This window comes from Paraburkholderia sp. BR13439 (genome assembly GCF_040948805.1).
Taxonomy (GTDB): Bacteria; Pseudomonadota; Gammaproteobacteria; order Burkholderiales; family Burkholderiaceae; genus Paraburkholderia; species Paraburkholderia youngii.
Genome location: NZ_JBFPKN010000003.1, coordinates 486992 through 504568 on the forward strand (window position 1 = coordinate 486992; position 17577 = coordinate 504568).

The following is a 17577-nucleotide window of genomic DNA, read 5'->3' on the forward strand; positions in this document are numbered from 1 at the left end:
GCCCGCTGCGTCCACCCGAGTTTTGCACCGCAACCTGCCGATGCTGTTGTTACGCGCTCGCGAAAAAATGATGGAGCGTTTTCGTCCGCTGATCACCGCGCACGGACTCACCGAACAGCAATGGCGAGTGATTCGCGCGCTCAACGAGCACGGCCCGATGGAGCCGCGACAGATCTCCGACATCTGCACGATTTCGAGCCCGAGCATGGCTGGCGTGCTCGCGCGCATGGAGAGCATGGAGCTCGTGACGAAGGAACGTTTCGCGGAGGATCAGCGACGCGTACTCGTGTCGCTGACCGATACGAGCGTCGAACTGGTGCGGGTGATTTCGAAGGATCTCGAGGCGCACTATCGCGAACTCGAGCGCAAGGTGGGACCGGAGATCGTCGAGCGCGTGTATCGCGCGGTCGACGATTTGCTGGCGGGGTTGTCGGAAGAGGATGGGTGACGCGGCGGCTTACCAGCCGTAAAACCTCTGCCACGCGACGCTGCTGCCGTCCGGTGCGACCGCGTGATATTCGGGAAACTGTGCGCCGGTCGCGCACGCGTGGTTCGGCAGGATGCGCAGTTTCATACCGATCGGAAAGCGCTGCGCGATGTCGTCGCTCTGTGCATCGGCGTGCGGATCGGCCTGAGCCGCCGCAAGAATCCCGTGCTCCTGGTTGGCGCCGCTCACGACATAGCCCGGCAGCAACGTGCCATTGAGCAAACACGGCTGCCCATAGCCGAAATCGTGCGACTGCCGCGAGGTGCCGCGATCGCGGCTTAGCGCCATCCAGCCCGCGTCGAGAATCGCCCAGCCTTTGTCTTCCTGATGACCGATCACGGTCGTGAGTACGCTGAGCGCGATGTCATCGAGCGTGCAAACGCCTACGTTGTGCATGACCAGATCGAACAGCACGTAGACGCCGGCCCGCACCTCGGTGACGCCTTCGAGATTGCGTGCGGCGAGCGCGGTCGGCGTCGAACCGACGCTGACCGCCGGACACGCGATGCCCGCTTCGCGCAGCCGCTCGGCGGCGCGCACGCAGCCGGCGCGTTCCTTCTCCGCGAGCGCGGCGAGCGCTTCAGGCGTATTCAACTCATAGCTCGAACCCGCATGGGTCATCACGCCGCCGACTTTCACACCGTTCTCGTGCAGAATCCGCCCGACGTCGAGCAGCGTCTGCTGTTCAGGCTGGATTCCGGAGCGATGGCCGTCCGTATCGACCTCGATCCAGACCTCGAACGTTTCGCCGTGCTGGTCGCCGAACCCGGCAATCGCCGCGGCGGCGGTCGGGTTGTCGACCACCAGCTTCAGATCGCAGCCCTGACGACGCAGCGCGAGCGCGCGCGGCAACTTCGACGGAACCATGCTGACGGCGTACAGGATGTCGTCGACGCCGGCCGCGAAGAACGCTTCCGCTTCCTTCAGCGTCGATACCGTGATGCCGCGCGCGCCGGCGGCGATCTGCGCGCGCACGACGTCGATGCACTTGGTGGTCTTCACATGCGGCCGGAACGCGACGCCGAGCGCATTCATCCGCCCTTGCATCCGCGCGATGTTCTTCTGCATCCGCGCGACGTCGATCAACGCGGCCGGGGTTTCGATCTGTTCGAGTTTCATGTTTGCACCTGAGGAACGAGGTGAGGTTCCAGGGTCAATGACGACGATCGCGGCCAAAGCTTGCGAGCCACGGCACGAGCCCGTCGAGCGATGCCGCTTCGACCTCGGGCGCTTGCGCACCCGCAACGAGCGGCAGGCCGACCTGGTTGTGCCAGTAGGTCCGCAGACCCACGGCCGCGGTGCCGAACATGTCGTAGCTCGACCCGGCGACGAAGGCGGCGCGCCGCGGTTCGACGCCGAGCTTGTCGAGCGCGAGGCGGTACGGGAGCGGGTCCGGCTTGTAGACGCCGGCTTCCTCGGCGGTCACGATCGCGTCCCACCGCACACGCAACAGCGCGGCCGCCTGCAAGCCGAGCCGCGTCGAGCAGTTGGTGACGACCGCGAGCTTGCAGTGCGGCGCGAGCGCGCGCAATGCATCGAGCGCGCCAGGCCACGGCTTCAGGTTCAGCCAGTCCGTTTCGAGCGCGTTCGCGGCCGCCTCGGACAAACCGACTTGCGAGGCGGCCTCCCGGACCAGTTGTTCGTAGGGAACGTACCGGCCGCAGCCGTACGTCAGCCGCAGATAGGCGGCACGCCATGCGCGGCCCGCTTCGTCGGAGCCTGCCGCGCGGTTCCACGAGGTCCACGAGTCGAGCAGGGCGGTGAGCAGGTCGAACAGGACCGCGTCGGGGTAGGCGGGGGTGTCGGTGGCGTGGGCGGCAGCAGTCATGATTGCATGTGGGCCGGCTGTTGAGGATGAGTCGATTATAGGTTTTTCGACAGGTCGTCAGCGTTCAGATGGGATGACTCTTAGATTCAGACCAACTGAATCATCGTCGCCACGGTGGCAGCGGCCTGAAGCGGCTTTGCAGATACTGCATGAAATGGCGCGTGCGCGCCGGCAGCCCCGTGCGCTGATGCGTGAGCGCGATCACGTTCGCATCCGGCGCTTTCCAGCCCGGCAGCAGACGCACGAGTTTGCCCTTCGCAAGGTCGTCTGCGACGTCCCATTCGGAGCGCAGAATCACGCCGCGTCCCTCGCAGGCCCATTGGCGGATCACGTCACCGTCGTTGCAGCTCAGATGCGCGGACACGCGCACGCTGCGGCGCGTGCGGCCCTTGCTGAACTGCCACAGCGACACGTCCTCGTTGTTTTCGCGCAGCACGATGCAGGGTAGCTGGCTCAACGCTTCCGGCGATTCGGCTTGGCCGATTCGCTTGACGAGCGCGGGCGCCGCGCAGACGAAACGCGCGTTCGGCGCGATCGTATAGCCGATCAGGTTCGACAGCGGCAGTTCGCCGATATGCACGACGATATCGAAGCGATCGAGCGTTTCGGTCAACGGCCGGTCGGACAGCGTCAGCGCGACGTCGATATCGGGGTTCTGGTGCTGGAACTCGCCGATCAGCGGCGCCAGATGGCGTCGTCCGAAACCGAGCGGCGCATTGATCTTCAGCGTGCCGACGAGGCCGCCGCGGCGAGTTTGCAGATCGTCGAACAACGCGTCGAACTGCGCGATCAGCTCGGCGCCGCGCTCGCACAGCAGCAGGCCTTCGTCGGTGAATTGCAGGCGGCGCGCGCTGCGGTTCACGAGCTGCGCGCCCAGCTTCTTTTCGAGTTGCTGCAGACGCTGCGTGACCGCCGACGGCGACAGCGCGAGCCGCCGCGCGGCGGCGATCAGGCTGCCGCTCGCGCGCAGTGTGAGCAGGAAGCGGATATCGGCCGAATCGTTCATGAGGGGAGGTGGGTGCAATGGCGGAGCGTGGAATCTCGCAGCATAATGCGTCCCGATCGATCACAGGGTAAAGTGGCGCTTCCGGTCTATCGATTCAATCATTGGAAGAGAAGTCCCATGTCGTTGCCTCATCAGTCGTCCGCGAACGACGCAGCGCCCAATACTCCGCTGAAACAGGCGGTTTTTCTGCATACGGGCTGGCGCAGCGCGGGCACGTGGGTGTGGTCGCGGCTGCGCGAGCTCCAAGGCGCGGCCGGTTTCTACGAGCCGCTCAGCAACGTTCTCGCCGATCTCAAGCTCGCCGACGTGCCCGCCTCGCGGCCGACCTTGACCTCGGGGCACCCGCCGCTCGCCGCGCCATACTTCGACGAATACCGGCCATTTTTGCGCGAAGACGCGCGCGGCGTCGCGGGTTACGACCGGCGCTTCAGCATCGATCGCTTTACGCGCGAGCCCGATGCGACATTCCCGTCACTGCAGGCCTATCTGCACGCGCTGAGCGCGCACACGATCGAGCAGGGCCGCGTGCCCGTGTTCAAGTTTTGCCGCACGGGCGGTCGTCTGCCGTGGCTGAAGCGCGCGTTTACCGGGGCGCTGCACGTGGGTGTGCTGCGCAATCCCGCGTCGCAGTTCGCGTCGGGTTGGCTGCTGCGGCAGCAATGGAGCAATGCGTTTTTTGTCGCCGCGCCGTTTCGCGTGCTCGGTCTGAATCAGATCGACCCGCTGGTGAGCGAGGCGATCGGCGCGTGCGGCGTGCGCCTGCCGCCGCTGCCGCCGCTGCCCGATGACGCCTATGCGCTCGCGTGCGAGCAGTTCGCGCGCACGGTGGACAGCGACAACGCGTATCGCGCGTTCATCGCGTTGTGGATTCTCTGCGCGCTGCGCATGGGCGAGGGCGTCGATCTGCTGATCGATGTGGAGCGGCTCGGCGAGTCGCGTGGCTACGCGACCGACCTGAGCGCCGCGTTCGACGCGCAGTGCGGCTTGGCACCCGACTTCACGAGCGCGCGCGATCTGGTCGTTGAAACGCGGCGCAGCGCGGCGCGCATGACGGGCATCGACGGCGGCGCGTTGCGCGCCGTGCACTCCGCCGCGCTGAAATTTCTGAAGGCGCAGGCGGGTATCGACCCGGCCTTCGTCGAGGTGGTCCGCCACAAAATGGTGCTGGCCAACGAGCTGACCGAAACGTGGCGCTAGGCCGCCGCCGACACCGCCGCGCGCAGCCCGAGCAGATAGCTGTCCACGCCGAAGCCGCAAATCTGCCCTTTGACGATCTCCGCGAACACCGACTGATGCCGGAACGCTTCGCGCGCGTGAATGTTCGACATGTGGATCTCGACCACCGGGACGGTCAGGATCGCCAGTGCATCGCGAATGCCATAGCTGTAGTGCGTCCATGCGCCGGCATTGATCAGCACGCCGTCGGCGTTGTCGGTGAACGCCTGGTGAATGCGCTCGCACATCGCCGCTTCGCTATTGGTCTGAAAGCTGTCGACCCGCACGCCGAGCTCGTCGCCGAGCGCGCGCAGCCGTGCGTCGATTTGTTCGAGCGTGATGGTGCCGTATTGCGCGGGATCGCGCTTGCCGAACATGTTGTGGTTGATGCCGTGCAGCATCACGAATGTTTTCATATAGCCATCCTGAGTGATCAACTGAGTAGTATCGACGCGACTTCAGCTTGTTTTAGTGGACCGCCGCCGCGACAGCGCGGGTCGTCTCGACGACCGCGCCGGTCCTGGCCGCTTCGACGATCGCCTCGGTGATACGCAGATTCTGCAAACCGTCCTGCGCGCTGACGAGCGGCGCCTCCTTGCCGTGAATCACGCGCACGAAATGCTCGAGCTGCAGCTTTAGCGGATCGTCGCGCGTCATGTCGGCGACGCTGACGTCGAACGGCTTCCACCACGAGCGGTCCGCGGCTTTGGCGTAAGTCTTCAGACGCATCGTCGGTACCGCGAGCGAGCCGAAGGTGCCCGCGATCACGTAGCAGTCTTCGTCCGGATACGACGGATAGGCCTTGTTCTCTTGTGATGTTTGCTCCCAGCTGCGCGCACTCGCGGCGGTATCGGACAGCATGAAGCTGCCGAGCGCGCCGTTCGCGAAGCGCAGGTTGATCGCGACCGTGTCCTCGACCGGAAAGCCGCGCGTGGCATGCGACGAGAAGGCCTGCACGGCGACGATGTCGCCGCACAGCATGCGCAGGTTGTGCACCTCGTGAATCATGTTCAGCAGGATCGGACCGCCGCCGGGCTGGCGCCGCCAGTCGGCGTCAGCGAAGTACTCGTCGGGTTTGAAGAACACCGCGCTGCCCATCACCGCGACGAGCTTGCCGAGCCGTCCCTCGTCGATCAGCTGCCGCGCGCGCGCCATGATCGGACTGTGCGCGCGATGATGACCGATCAGCAGCGGCACGCCGCTGCGCTCGGCGTCGGCGGCGAGCGTTTCCGCTTCGTCGACGCTCGGCGCGATCGGCTTTTCGAGCAGCGTCGGCACGCGCGCCGCGAGGCAACGCGACGCGTGTTCGACGTGCAGCTGGTTCGGCGTTGCGAGAATCACGCCGTCGGGGCGATCGCGTTCGAGCAGCTCGTCGAGCGTGCGGAACAGCGGCACGCCCGCCTCCGCCGCGAGCGCGGCGGCCGCGGGCGACGGATCGACGATCGCCGACAGCGTGCACGCGTCGCTTTGCTGCGCGACCGCCATATGAGCGCGGCCGATGTAGCCCGCGCCGGCGACGGCGATCCGGGTGCTGGTCATGAGCGGGTTCCCTGAAAGTACTGACTAAAACGCGCTAACGGGCAAGCGGGCTCAAGCAACGGCCTTTTTCCCTGCGGCCATGCTTTGCGCGCGCAGCGCGTCGTAGCTGAGCTTGTCCATCGGCACGACGTTCTTTTCCCCGAGGTCGCTAAGCCGCACACGGAAGTTCTCGCGCGCGCTCCATGCGGAAATCGCGCAGACGATCGTGATGCCGAACGTGATCGCGCCGATCGTCAGCGGCACGTTGTGCGATCCCGGCGGAGCGACGTACGCGAACAGGGCCGGCAGCAGAGCGGTGATCGTCGTGCCGATGTTCTGCCCGATCGCCATCGCGGAGACGCGCGAACGCGTCGGGAACAGTTCCGGGTAGAAGCTCGGGAAGATCGCGTTGTAGCCTTGATAGATGACGCCCCACATCAGGATCGACATCACCATCGCAAGCGGCACGTTGTGGATGCTGATCGCGTACAGATACGCGAAAGAAAGCAGCCCGGCGCCGAGCGAGCCGACGATGATCGGCAGACGCCGCCCGATCCGGTCGGACAGATTGCCCACGTACGGAATCACCAGCACCGCGACGATGTTGCCGATCACCGGAATCCACAGATACAGGCTCTTCGAGAAGCCGATCCCGTACGACGGCTGCACCGCGTACGCCGCACCGAAGATCGTCGCGACGACGGGGATCACGTTCATCAGCGAGCACAGCACGACGCGCAGCATGTCGCGCCAGTTGTACTTGAACGCTTCGACGATCGGCGAGCGCGGCACACCGCCGCTCGCGCCTTCCTTCTCGAACGCGGGCGTTTCGTGGACTTCGCGGCGGATGATGTAGCCGGCGATCAGCACGATCGCGCTGAGCAGGAACGGAACGCGCCAGCCCCACGCATTGAACGAGGAGTCGTTCATGAAATAGGCGAGCGGCAGGAATACCGCGGCGGCCAGAATCTGGCCAGCCTGCACGCCTTGCAGCGTGAAACTCGCGTAAAAGCCGCGTCGCCCGAATGGCGCGTGTTCGAGGATCATCGAGCTCGCGCCCGAGATTTCACCGGCGACCGCGAAGCCCTGGATCAGACGCAGCACGACGAGCAGCACCGGCGCAAGAAAGCCGATCTGGTGATAGGTCGGCAGCAAACCGACCGCCATCGTCGATAGGCCCATCAGGAACATGCAGAGCAGCAGTACGTTCTTGCGGCCGTGTGTATCGCCCCAGTGCCCGAGCACGATTGCGCCGATCGGCCGCGCGACGTAGCCGACGCCGTAGGTTGCGAGTGATGCGACGATCGCGATCTTGGGGTTGCCGGAAGGGAAGAATAGTTGAGGAAAGATGAGCGCGGCGGCCTGCGCATAGATGAAGAAGTCGTAGTACTCGAGTGCCGAGCCAATCCAGCCGCTGGCGGTTGCCTTGCGCGCCTGCGAGCTATGCCCGCTACTTGCCGATGCGTTCGTTTGCATGTCGTCTCCTGAATGGGAAATGTTTTTGTCAGCTTCTACGGCTGAATCATTGGCGCTTTTAAACGGGCACCGCGCAAGCCAGGATTTTCCTGATCTCGTTGCCGCGGTGCAGCACAACGGCATGGTCGACGCATGTCATACGCCGCCGCGGCGCACTGCGGGTTAACCATGTCGCAGTGCGCGGGGCATTGCATTCAGACCGCCATTCAAACGACCGGCACTTGCCCAACCAATCCGTTGGAGCTAGGGTAATAGCGTTATGCACCGACACAATGCGTCCAGATGCAAAATCAGAATGCGCTCACAGCCACGAATGAATCCTTCCTGCGCGATCTGCAGCTGTTCTGTCATATCGCGCGGCGCGGCAGTTTTGTCGCGGCCTCGACGGAGATGGGGCTGTCGCCGTCGCATGTGAGCAAGCGCATCGCAATGCTCGAAGCCGGTCTGGGCGTGAAGCTGTTTCAGCGCACCACGCGCCGCGTCAGCGTAACGAGCGACGGCGAAGCCGCGCTGCAATGGGCGCAAAAAATTCTCGATGACGTGCAGGGCATGGCCGACGCGTTCGCCGATCGCCGCACCGAGCTGAGCGGCCTGTTGCGCATCAGCACGAGTTTGCGGCTCGGCCGCAAGCACGTGTCGCCGATTCTCGCGATGCTGCGCGAGCGTCACCCGAACCTCGAAGTCTGGCTCGAACTGCTGGATCGGCGCGCGGATGTGGTCGGCGAGAACTTCGATATCGACGTGCGCGTGGGCGAAGTACAGGAGCCGCATCTGATCGCGCACAAGATGGTGGAGAGCGCGCGCATTCTGTGCGCGTCACCGGCTTATCTCGAGCAGCACGGCGCGCCGGTCGAACTCAACGATCTGACCGGCCACGATTGCCTGCTGTTTCGCGGCCGCGACGACCGCTTCGGGGTCTGGCGTCTCAGTGGGCCGCACGGCGAAAAGAGCGTGAAGGTGACGGGCACGGTCGCGTCGAACCTGAGCGACATCGTCGTGCAGTGGGCGAAGCAGGGCTACGGGATCGTGATGGTGTCGGTCTGGGACGTGGCCGAGAGCCTGCGCGCGGGCGAACTGGTGCGCGTGCTACCCGACTATCAGCAATCCGCCGATGTGTGGGCGGTGACGGCCGAGCGCTTGTCGTCGTCGGCGCGGATTCAGGTGTGCATCGAGTTTCTCAGGGAGCAGTTGACACGCGGACCGTATGCACTGGTGACGCGCGGCGTGGGCGGACTCTGAACAGCGCCTGCCTGGGTCCGGCGCTCACCGCTTGCGTGTTTACACGCTCGAAGCCGTATCCTCTTCCGCCGCGTCGAGTTCGCTGCGCTGAAGTGTCGTGACGGAGTCGGGAAACACCGTGGCGGCCGTAACGGGCCGCGGGTCTTCGATGCTGTAACGCAGGCGCCAGCCTTCACGATAGAAGCGCAACTGCCGGTATCGCATCAAATAGACAAGACCGACGAGCGCCGCGCCGAAGCCCGATGCCGCGCCGACGCCGAGCGCCCAGCGCGGGCCGAAACGGTCGGCGACCCAGCCGACCACCGGCGCGCCGAGCGGTGTGGTGCCGAGCGCGATTGCGAGCAGGATCGCGATGACGCGGCCGCGCATCGCAGGCTCGGTGGTCAGTTGCACGAGGCTATTGGTCGAGGTGGTGAAGGTCTGCGTCGACACGCCGATCACGACCAGCACGATGCCGAACAGCACATAGTTGGGCATCAGCGCGGCTGTCGTGCAGCCGATGCCGAATATCGCACCTGCGCCGAGCAGCAGCCCGATGGTGGGCCGCGCGCGGCGCGCGGCGAGCAGTGCGCCGGTGACCGAGCCGATCGCCATCGTCGAACTGAGCAGGCCGTACTCGCTGGCGCCGGCACGGAACGCGGTGACGGACATCGTCGAGATGAAAATCGGGAAGTTCAGGCCGAAGGTGCCGATCAGGAACAGCATCAGGAGCGCGGCCTTCAGATCGGGACGCGTCCACACATATTTGAAGCCTTCGACGAAGCTGCCGCGCGAGCGCACATTGCGCGGCTTGATATGCAACTGGTCGAGCCGCAGCATGCGCAGCGCGCCGAGCACCGCGACGAACGACAGCGCATTGATGAGAAACACCCAGCCGCTGCCCACCGACGCGATCAGCAGACCCGCGACCGCCGGGCCGAGCATACGCGCGGCGTTGAACGACGTGGAGTTCAGCCCGACCGCGTTGGCGAGATCGCGTTCGCCGACGAGGTCGGATACGAAGGTCTGACGCGCAGGCGAATCGAACGCGGTCACGCAGCCGAGCAGCCCCGCGAACACGTAGACCTGCCAAAGCTGCACGAGCCCCGTGACCGTGAGCAGACCGAGCGCAAGCGCCAGCGTGCCCATCGCCGTCTGCGTCGCGAACAGCAGCTTGCGGCGATCGAAGTGATCGGCCGCGTAGCCGGTGAGCGGCAGCAACAGCATCTGCGGGCCGAATTGCAGCGACATCACGATGCCCACCGCCGTCGCGTTGTGATGCGTAAGCTCGGTGAGCACGAGCCAGTCCTGCGCCGTGCGCTGCATCCACGTGCCGATGTTCGAGACGAGCGCGCCGCTCGCCCAGACACGATAGTTGAATATGCGCAGCGAACGGAACGTGGTGCTCACGGCAGGGGTGTCCTCAACGCGGGGTGGACTGCATGGGTAGTGACTCGCTTCAATTCGGGCTTTAAGCACGCGAGCGTTCGAGCAGATCGAGCACTTCCTGCGTCGTGCCGGTTTCGCCGAGGCGCGGGAAGATGCGCGTGATGCTGTTGGTGTGCGCGTCGGGGTTCAGATCGGTCATCGCGTCGACGACGAGCGTGACGTTCAGGCCGGCCTCGCTCGCGAAACGCGCGGTCGATTCGACGCCGATGCTGGTCGCGATACCGACGAGCACCACTTGCGTGACGCCTTGTTGTTGCAGATACGAGGCCAGATCGGTGTTCGTGAAGGCGCCCCACGTGCGCTTCGTGACCAGATGGTCCGACGGTTGCTGCTTCAGTTCGGGCAGCAGATCGGCGAAACCGGCCGGGAAGTCGGCGGAGCGGGGACCCTGATCGGTGCGGCCCGGTGCGCCGGCGGTGACGTTCACGAGCACGACCGGCAAGCCGTGGCGACGGAACGCGTCGAGCAGCGCGACCGAGCGTTCGACGATCTCGCCGGCCGGATGGGGCGCGGTGGGCAACGCGACGACGCCGCGCTGCAGATCGACGACGACCAGTGCGGTTTTGGCATCGAGAGTAGTGAGTGCCATGAAGTGCTCCTGCAAGTGGCGAGACGCGCGTGCGCGCATCGCGAGTTACAAATCGACGAGGCGTTTCAGCAGATCGACGCCCGTCGCGAGCTGTTGCTGTTCGGCTTCCGTGAAGCGGGTTTGAATCGTGCGGTACAGCCAGTCTTCGCGCGCCGCGCGGCTCGCCTTGACCTTCTTGCGAAAGGATGGAGTCAGCGATAGAACCGTCTGCCGTCCATCGTTGGGGTCGGGCGCGCCGTTGACGAGCCCCGCGGCTTTCAATGCCGCGAGCGTTTCTCCCATCGACTGCGGACGCATGCCGTGCGCGCGCGCGAGCGCGGTGACCGTGGCCGGGCCTTCGCGTTCCAGCAAATTCAGCACCTGCACCTGCGACGGCGTGAAGTCGCCGACATGCGACTCTTCGCGCAGACGCCGGCGTAGCTTGCCCACCAGCACGCGCAGGTCTTCGGCCAGCGTATGGAGTTCTTCCGACGTAACGGGGAGAGGGGACTTGCTCATGCGATGAGCTCGCGCGATGACATGATGTGAAGGTATCCTGCTAAGGCTACCTTCGTATTTCGCTCGGGTCAAGATGTGATGTGACGGGACGCCGTACGCGAGGGCGGCGCGACGATCGCGCTCAACGCGCCCGCATCCGCCGGTTGAAAAAGCGCCATGCCGCGGCGCCGGCCAGCATCGCACCGCCGAGCGCGAGGCCCAGCAACACCAGCGAACTCAGATGCTCGCGCACCACCGGGACGTTGCCGAACAGATAGCCGGCCGCGATCAGCGACACGATCCACAGCGCCGCGCCGGCGGTGACGAATGTGACGAAGCGCGAGAACATCATTTGCGACACGCCCGCGGCGAATGGCGCGAACGTGCGCACCACGGCGATGTAGGGCGACAGTAGGAAGGTCAGGCTACCGCGCGCTTCGCTGAACGCGTGGGCGCGGCTCAGCGCATTGCGGTTCAGCCAATAGTAGTTGCGGGTGTAGACCTTGTCGCCGACCGCGTGGCCAATCGCGTACCCGACGATGCTGCCGCCCACCGTCGCGACGAACAGCAAGGGCGCGATGATCCACACGTTCAATGCGCCGGTGGCCGCGAGCGCTCCGCAGATGAAAATCAGCGGATCGCCGGGCAGAAAGAACAGCGGCAGAAAAGCGTATTCGACGAACACGACGACGAACAGCAGTGCGTAGATTGCCGTGCCGAATTGCACGATCAGCATACTCAGGTGCTGGTCGAGGTGCAGCGCGATCTGCAGCACATTCATCAGGTTCATGTCGGCATGAGCCTCAGGTGGCGTTCTGATCTGATGAGTGTAGTCCTGCGAGCGTGGGTGCAGGGCGCTTGCGCGAGTTTATGTCGTTTGACGCTTGTCGATGTTGCCGCGCCGATGTCAAACTCAGGTCGTCTTCATCAGATGCAAGGCCATGTCGCGCGACTCCGTCATCACCTTCCGTTTTGCCGCGCCGCACGAAGCGGAATCGATTCGTGCCATCGAATTCGAAGCGGGCCTGCGTTTCGTCAGCGTCGGCATGACGGGCATCGCCGACGCACCGCCGATGGTGCGGGAGGTCGTCGAGCGCAAGATCGAAGCGCGCGAGATCATCGTCGCGCTCGATCAGCAGGAGATTTGCGTAGGCTTCGTGATGTTCGAGCCGCAGCCGACGTGCATCTACGTTCAGGAGCTCGATGTACTGACCTCGCACGCGGGCAGACGCATCGGCGCGGCATTGATCGAAGAGGTCGCGCGAATCGCGCGCGCGCGGAAATTGACGCAACTCGTGCTGTCGACGTATCGCGACGTGCCGTGGAACGCGCCGTACTACAGGCGGCTCGGCTTTCGCGACCTCGCCACAGTTGAGCTCGACGCGGCATTGCTCGCGCGGCGCGACGCACATATCGCGCGCGGGCTCGATGAGTCGAAACGGGTGTTCATGCAGCGCGATCTGGTCTAGCGCGCAAAAAAAAGCGCCGGGCGTGGCTGAAATTCAGTCGCGCTCGCCGCTTCATCATTTCATACAGCGGACATGAGCCCGCTGTCACTGCCGATTACACCGCTTCCAGCGCCGGATAATCGGTGTAGCCGATTTCACCACGCGCATAGAACGTCGCCGGAACCGGCTTGTTCAGCGGCGCATCTTCAGCGAAGCGGCGCACCAGATCCGGATTCGCGATGTACAGCTGACCCCAGGCCACCGCATCCGCTTCGCCGGCGTCGAGCACCTGCTGCGCGGTTTCCTTCGTGAACTTCTCGTTCACGATGTACGGGCCGCCGAACGCTTCCTTCAGCTGCGGGCCGAGGCGGTCGTCGCCGAGCGCTTCACGCGCCGCGATAAACGCGATCTTGCGCTTGCCGAGTTCGCGCGCGACATAGCCGAACGTTGCGGCCGGATCGGAGTCGCCCATCGTATGCGCGTCGCGGCGCGGCGCCAGATGCACGCCGACGCGGTTCGCGCCCCACACGCCGATGCACGCGTCGGTGACTTCGAGCAGCAGACGCGCGCGGTTTTCGATCGGGCCGCCGTAGGCATCGGTGCGCTTGTTGGTGCTGTCCTGCAGGAACTGGTCGAGCAGATAGCCGTTCGCGCCGTGCACTTCTACGCCGTCGAAGCCCGCGGCCTTGGCGTTTTCCGCGCCCTTGCGGAATGCTTCGACGACACCGGCGATTTCATCGAGCTCGAGCGCGCGCGGCGTCACGAACGGACGCTCGGGACGCACGAGGCTCACGTGACCGCCGGCCGCGATCGCGCTCGGCGCGACCGGTAGCTCGCCGTTCAGGAACACCGGGTCCGAAATACGGCCGACGTGCCACAGCTGCAGGAAGATCTTGCCGCCCGCGTCGTGCACGGCCTGCGTGACGAGTTTCCAGCCTTCGACCTGCTCCTGCGACCAGATGCCGGGCGTTTCGGCGTAGCCGACGCCTTGCGGCGTGACCGACGTCGCTTCGCTGAGGATCAGGCCGGCGCTCGCGCGTTCGGCGTAGTAGCGCGCCATCAGCGCGTTCGGCACGCGAATTTCCTCGGCGCGCTGACGCGTGAGAGGCGCCATGATGATGCGGTTCGGCAATGTGATATCGCCAATTTGCAGCGGATCGAAAAGAGTCGGCATGAGAGTTCACCTTGGCGGCGGGCAGGGCCCGAGCCTCATAAAACTGCGTAAAAAGGAAACGCGGCGATGCGAGATCGGCGCTCAGAGCGTGGTGTTCATGTATTCGAGGAACGCCTGAATGACTGGCTCGTTGCGTTTGAAAAACACCCATTGACCGACCCGTTTCGACGTAACGAGCCCCGCACGCTGCAACGCGGCGAGGTGCGCCGACACGGTGGACTGCGACAGGCCGCAGCGCGCGTCGATCTTGCCCGCGCACACACCGTGGTCGAGCGGCAGCTCCTGATCGGCGAAATGCGCTTGCGGCTCGCGCAGCCAGCCGAGAATCTCCCGGCGGACCGGGTTGGCCAGCGCTTTGTGGATCGCGTCGAAATCGGGCGTCATGTGGATGGATTTCAGGTGGTTCGACAAGCGGCACGCTGGTTGGCGTGCACGCAATTGCATCGCTACAGTACGAATCATATATCGTAATTTGGCGATATGGGCGAAGTCACTACTGCGAATGGGGCGATAGGCGATAGGCATGAAGTTTTGTTCGCGGTGCGTGACGGTGCGCGGCGATTGACGAGCAATTACGAATTGCAGCCTTGCCGTGCCGGCGCGATGAGTGCGTCACTGGTGCTTGCCGTGTTGGATTCTTGCGGGCGTACAGGGCCTTAACGATCCCGCAGGCCCGCGAAGTCGAACAGGAACAGGCGCACTTCGCGCCATCATCGATCCGTTTCGCTCGCTGGCACTGATGGGTCATGCAGCTCGACCTCGCGACCCTAACAGGCGGGGTCTGCAGCGAAACCCGCCAAGCCACGTGTACAGTCGAACTTACCCCAATAGCGCTTCTTTCGAGGCGTCGATTCAAGGTCCGGCCGATCGTTGCGCGCAGCAATTTCAGATGAAACGGTAGGTCGCTCGATAGAGCACCGGCAGCGACGAACTCATCTGCCGCACCCAGTCGCCGTTGCCTCCTCTTTTGCGAGATCTGATTCCGGTGCAGATTTAAACGGCGGCATCAGTTCGGCTCGCATCTGCTCGCGCTTGATCGTTCTGTCTTGAACGCCGCGAGCGCGTCCGTCGGGCTCCCTTGGCCATCTTCCCGGTCCAGTTGCCTACGTTGTCGCGATTCACACTTGGCGAATTCTATTTCTACAGTCATCCAGTTTTTTGCCCTATTTGTTGTTTTTCCTCCTTTTCCTTTTCATCGCGAAAAGATCCAAAAATCGATGGCAAAGCATTTGCCGATAAAGCCGAGCCTTCGGCTTTGTCCTATGTATTGTGTGGAGACTTTAGGACGAAGCTGATTATCTTGCTTATCCAAAAAAAATAAGATTATCCGGAACTTTAGTCGTGAGCAAGTCGTTTCGATTTTTGTATTCATAGGCAATTCTTTAATGCCTCAAATGCGAATTCTTTCATTCATGCCCCCATCGGGCGGGTGGCCATGAATGATGCGCGGTATTGAGAAGCGATTTGTATGTAAGTGAAAGATTTCAGAGGGAAGAAAAATTAACGTCTCTTTCGCGGCGGCCAAGGGCAACGACGAATAACGCGGACGTCGCAATCTCTGATGCCAAATTTTAGTTTTTGAGAAAGGATTGGATTATGAATAAGTCGTATAAAAGTGTCTGGAATGAATCCCGTGGCACCTGGGTCGCCACTTCAGAGTTGACGACGTCTCGTGGTAACGCGATCAAATTCACCGCCACGGGCGATGTCCTACTGGAGGTCTACCTCAAGGACGACACGGCCGACGATTCTCCGATCGTGATCGGTGTCAGCGACACCGGCATCGGCATGACTCCGCAGCAACAGGAGACGCTATTTCATGCTTTTACACAGGCCGATTCGTCGATTGCGAGGCGCTACGGCGGAACAGGCCTCGGACTCGCGCTCTGTCTGCGCCTGACTGAATTGATGCATGGCACGATTCGGGTGAAGAGCGAGTTGAATGCCGGAAGCACCTTTGTCGTGACCTTGCCCATTCCGGTGAGTGCAGCCACCCCGGTCAGCGCCCCAGGGCATACGAAAGCCGAACCGAAGTCCACCGAGATCGACACACGCGCCATTCACATCCTCGTCGTCGACGATCAGCTCGCCAACCGGGAGTTGCTCGTCGCTCAACTTGCCACGCTGGGATACGAGGCCGATATGGCCGAAAGTGGCGGGGCGGCATTGCGGCGCTTCAACGAGCGCCACTACGATCTGGTGATGACCGACATCAATATGCCGGGGATGGACGGGTACGCGCTCGCGCGGTGCCTTCGTGCCCAAAGTTCGACGGTGCCGATCATCGCGATTACTGCGCACGTCGCGGCAGAAGAGCGCGCGCGATGCACGAACGCGGGAATCGACGAGGTCCTGCTCAAACCTGTCCTGCTCGACACGATGGAAGCGACGGTGCGGCGGCTGGTCAACGAGGCAGCCAGGCGTCCCGCGAATGACACCGTGGCGAGGCGCGACATTTCGCAAGGGCCATTGCCCGAGCACATCCATGCCGCGATGACTCAGGCGCTGAGGGATTCGCTTCGGGAACTGCATGGCGCCATTGAGCTTGGGGATATGAAAACGGTGCTCGCCCAGCTTCATGCGGTACGCGGATCTTTCGCGATGATTCAGGAACCCGAAGTGGCGAATGCTTGCGCACAGATGGAGCAGCACGCCAGAAATCACGACATTCCTGGGGTTAAGGAGGGGCTCAATCGTTTTGAGCCACTCGCTTATTCGACGCTCGCGCGGCGCGTTATGAGCGTATAGCCGGAGACGTGAGTTTTTGGCTTCAGCCATGAATCGGCGTCAGGAGAAGCAAGAACTGAGTGTCGACTTTCCTGACTGCGCTCCCGACGTCGGCCGGCATCTTCATGCCGATTTCACCGACGCGCCACACTGGGCACCCGTCCAGTTTCCCCTTGATGCCCCAGCACTCGCGACAGATTGCCCACCTCTCGCTTGAGCAACGCCGCGAAGTGCGCGATGCGCTCGTCGGTTACGCGCACGCTCGGCCCGAAGATGCACACCGAACCCGCCACCTGGTTCGCACCGTTGAAGAACGGCGCGGCCACTGCGACCGCGCCTGCGATCAGTTCGTGATGGCTGGTGCCGAAGCCCTTTGCGCGGACCGCATCGAGATCGGCGGCGAGCGCCGCCGTGTCCTGATCCGGATCGCTCAGATAGCGCCGCAGATCGTCCTCTGACAGCGGCATCTGCGAAAGAATCGTGCGGCCGCTCGCGCCGAGCACGAGCTTCTCGCGATAGCCGACTCCCCGCCGGAAACTGAGCGGCTGCGGACTTTCCAGTTCGGCGACGCAAATCCGGTAGGTCCCCTCCGGCACGAACAACGCGACCGTCTCCGAGGTCGCTTCCCAAAGTTCGCGCAGCATCGGCTGCGCGAGCTGCGCGATCGTATTGTTCGCCATCCAGGCGTGCGCGACTTGCGCGACCGAACTGCCGAGCCTGAAGCGCTGCGGCTCGCCCGACGACGCGAGAAAGCCGTTCTGTTCGAGCGTATTCAGCAGCCGGTACAGCGTCGGTCGGCTCAGGTCCACGCGGGTCAGCAACTCCGCGACGGTCAATTCCTTGTCCCCGGGGCGGAACGCCAGAAGAATATCTAGCGCCCGCTCGACTGCCCGCACATTTTCGTGCGGCTTTTTTTCTTCCATTTGAAATTTCCTTTCCGCGATGGTCCGCGTCGATTGCACATT

18 protein-coding genes are annotated in these 17577 nt (G+C 63.7%); 5 read left to right on the top strand and 13 right to left on the bottom strand.

Annotated elements, in window-relative coordinates; all coding sequences use genetic code 11:
• Positions 1 to 40 precede the first annotated feature (40 nt).
• A complete protein-coding gene (hpaR, locus tag AB3X96_RS09025; RefSeq protein WP_176380979.1) occupies positions 41 to 448 on the top strand; it encodes a homoprotocatechuate degradation operon regulator HpaR in 408 nt (135 codons plus the stop codon).
• A gap of 9 nt (positions 449 to 457) precedes the next feature.
• Here hpaR and AB3X96_RS09030 read toward each other — a convergent pair whose 3' ends face one another.
• From AB3X96_RS09030 to AB3X96_RS09040, 3 genes are all read right to left on the bottom strand, one after another.
• Positions 458 to 1606 carry a DSD1 family PLP-dependent enzyme gene (locus AB3X96_RS09030; protein WP_368589435.1) on the bottom strand — a complete coding sequence of 383 codons (1149 nt, stop codon included), beginning with the start codon at positions 1604 to 1606 and terminating at the stop codon, positions 458 to 460.
• Positions 1607 to 1640: 34 nt separating this feature from the next.
• Positions 1641 to 2315 (bottom strand): HAD-IA family hydrolase, encoded by a 675-nt coding sequence (locus AB3X96_RS09035; protein ID WP_368589436.1) that lies wholly within the window; start codon positions 2313 to 2315, stop codon positions 1641 to 1643.
• A 100-nt stretch (positions 2316 to 2415) separates the two neighbouring features.
• Positions 2416 to 3321 carry a LysR family transcriptional regulator gene (locus AB3X96_RS09040; RefSeq protein WP_368589437.1) on the bottom strand — a complete coding sequence of 302 codons (906 nt, stop codon included), beginning with the start codon at positions 3319 to 3321 and terminating at the stop codon, positions 2416 to 2418.
• Positions 3322 to 3438: 117 nt separating this feature from the next.
• Here AB3X96_RS09040 and AB3X96_RS09045 point away from each other — a divergent pair, with 117 nt between their 5' ends.
• A complete protein-coding gene (locus AB3X96_RS09045; protein WP_368589438.1) occupies positions 3439 to 4518 on the top strand; it encodes a hypothetical protein in 1080 nt (359 codons plus the stop codon).
• On the opposite strand, the gene aroQ is transcribed toward AB3X96_RS09045, so the two are convergent.
• Genes aroQ through AB3X96_RS09060 form a run of 3 tightly spaced genes read right to left on the bottom strand, consistent with a single transcriptional unit; the run spans position 4515 to position 7530 of the window.
• Complete coding sequence (gene aroQ, locus AB3X96_RS09050) at positions 4515 to 4952, bottom strand: type II 3-dehydroquinate dehydratase (RefSeq protein ID WP_368589439.1); 438 nt, start codon at positions 4950 to 4952, stop codon at positions 4515 to 4517. The genes AB3X96_RS09045 and aroQ overlap by 4 nt on opposite strands.
• 52 nt (positions 4953 to 5004) lie before the next feature.
• Positions 5005 to 6075: a Gfo/Idh/MocA family protein gene (locus AB3X96_RS09055; RefSeq protein WP_368589440.1), complete on the bottom strand. Its 1071-nt coding sequence runs from the start codon at positions 6073 to 6075 to the stop codon at positions 5005 to 5007.
• 51 nt (positions 6076 to 6126) lie between these two features.
• On the bottom strand, positions 6127 to 7530 hold the full coding sequence (locus AB3X96_RS09060) for an MFS transporter (protein ID WP_368589441.1): 1404 nt from the start codon (positions 7528 to 7530) through the stop codon (positions 6127 to 6129).
• 282 nt (positions 7531 to 7812) lie between these two features.
• On the opposite strand from AB3X96_RS09060, the gene AB3X96_RS09065 reads away from it, so the two are divergent.
• On the top strand, positions 7813 to 8769 hold the full coding sequence (locus AB3X96_RS09065; protein ID WP_368589442.1) for a LysR family transcriptional regulator: 957 nt from the start codon (positions 7813 to 7815) through the stop codon (positions 8767 to 8769).
• 39 nt (positions 8770 to 8808) lie between these two features.
• Here AB3X96_RS09065 and AB3X96_RS09070 read toward each other — a convergent pair whose 3' ends face one another.
• The 4 genes from AB3X96_RS09070 to AB3X96_RS09085 all read right to left on the bottom strand — a co-directional run bounded on the left by AB3X96_RS09070 (position 8809) and on the right by AB3X96_RS09085 (position 12053).
• A complete protein-coding gene (locus AB3X96_RS09070; protein WP_184228333.1) occupies positions 8809 to 10158 on the bottom strand; it encodes an MFS transporter in 1350 nt (449 codons plus the stop codon).
• Between the two features lie 61 nt (positions 10159 to 10219).
• Positions 10220 to 10786 carry an isochorismatase family protein gene (locus tag AB3X96_RS09075; RefSeq protein ID WP_368589443.1) on the bottom strand — a complete coding sequence of 189 codons (567 nt, stop codon included), beginning with the start codon at positions 10784 to 10786 and terminating at the stop codon, positions 10220 to 10222.
• A 45-nt stretch (positions 10787 to 10831) separates the two neighbouring features.
• Positions 10832 to 11284: a MarR family winged helix-turn-helix transcriptional regulator gene (locus AB3X96_RS09080; protein ID WP_368589444.1), complete on the bottom strand. Its 453-nt coding sequence runs from the start codon at positions 11282 to 11284 to the stop codon at positions 10832 to 10834.
• A 121-nt stretch (positions 11285 to 11405) separates the two neighbouring features.
• Positions 11406 to 12053: a VTT domain-containing protein gene (locus AB3X96_RS09085; RefSeq protein WP_368589445.1), complete on the bottom strand. Its 648-nt coding sequence runs from the start codon at positions 12051 to 12053 to the stop codon at positions 11406 to 11408.
• 151 nt (positions 12054 to 12204) lie between these two features.
• Here AB3X96_RS09085 and AB3X96_RS09090 point away from each other — a divergent pair, with 151 nt between their 5' ends.
• The gene (locus tag AB3X96_RS09090; protein ID WP_368589446.1) at positions 12205 to 12732 is read left to right on the top strand and encodes a GNAT family N-acetyltransferase; all 528 of its coding nucleotides are present in this window, start codon (positions 12205 to 12207) and stop codon (positions 12730 to 12732) included.
• Between the two features lie 94 nt (positions 12733 to 12826).
• On the opposite strand, the gene AB3X96_RS09095 is transcribed toward AB3X96_RS09090, so the two are convergent.
• Positions 12827 to 13885, bottom strand: coding sequence for an alkene reductase (locus AB3X96_RS09095; RefSeq protein ID WP_368589447.1), 1059 nt, complete (start codon positions 13883 to 13885; stop codon positions 12827 to 12829).
• A gap of 81 nt (positions 13886 to 13966) precedes the next feature.
• Positions 13967 to 14269, bottom strand: coding sequence for a helix-turn-helix transcriptional regulator (locus tag AB3X96_RS09100; protein ID WP_176107853.1), 303 nt, complete (start codon positions 14267 to 14269; stop codon positions 13967 to 13969).
• Between the two features lie 1212 nt (positions 14270 to 15481).
• Here AB3X96_RS09100 and AB3X96_RS09105 point away from each other — a divergent pair.
• Positions 15482 to 16633, top strand: coding sequence for a response regulator (locus AB3X96_RS09105; RefSeq protein ID WP_368589448.1), 1152 nt, complete (start codon positions 15482 to 15484; stop codon positions 16631 to 16633).
• Between the two features lie 113 nt (positions 16634 to 16746).
• On the opposite strand, the gene AB3X96_RS09110 is transcribed toward AB3X96_RS09105, so the two are convergent.
• Positions 16747 to 17535: an IclR family transcriptional regulator gene (locus AB3X96_RS09110; RefSeq protein WP_368589449.1), complete on the bottom strand. Its 789-nt coding sequence runs from the start codon at positions 17533 to 17535 to the stop codon at positions 16747 to 16749.
• Positions 17536 to 17577: the final 42 nt, after the last annotated feature.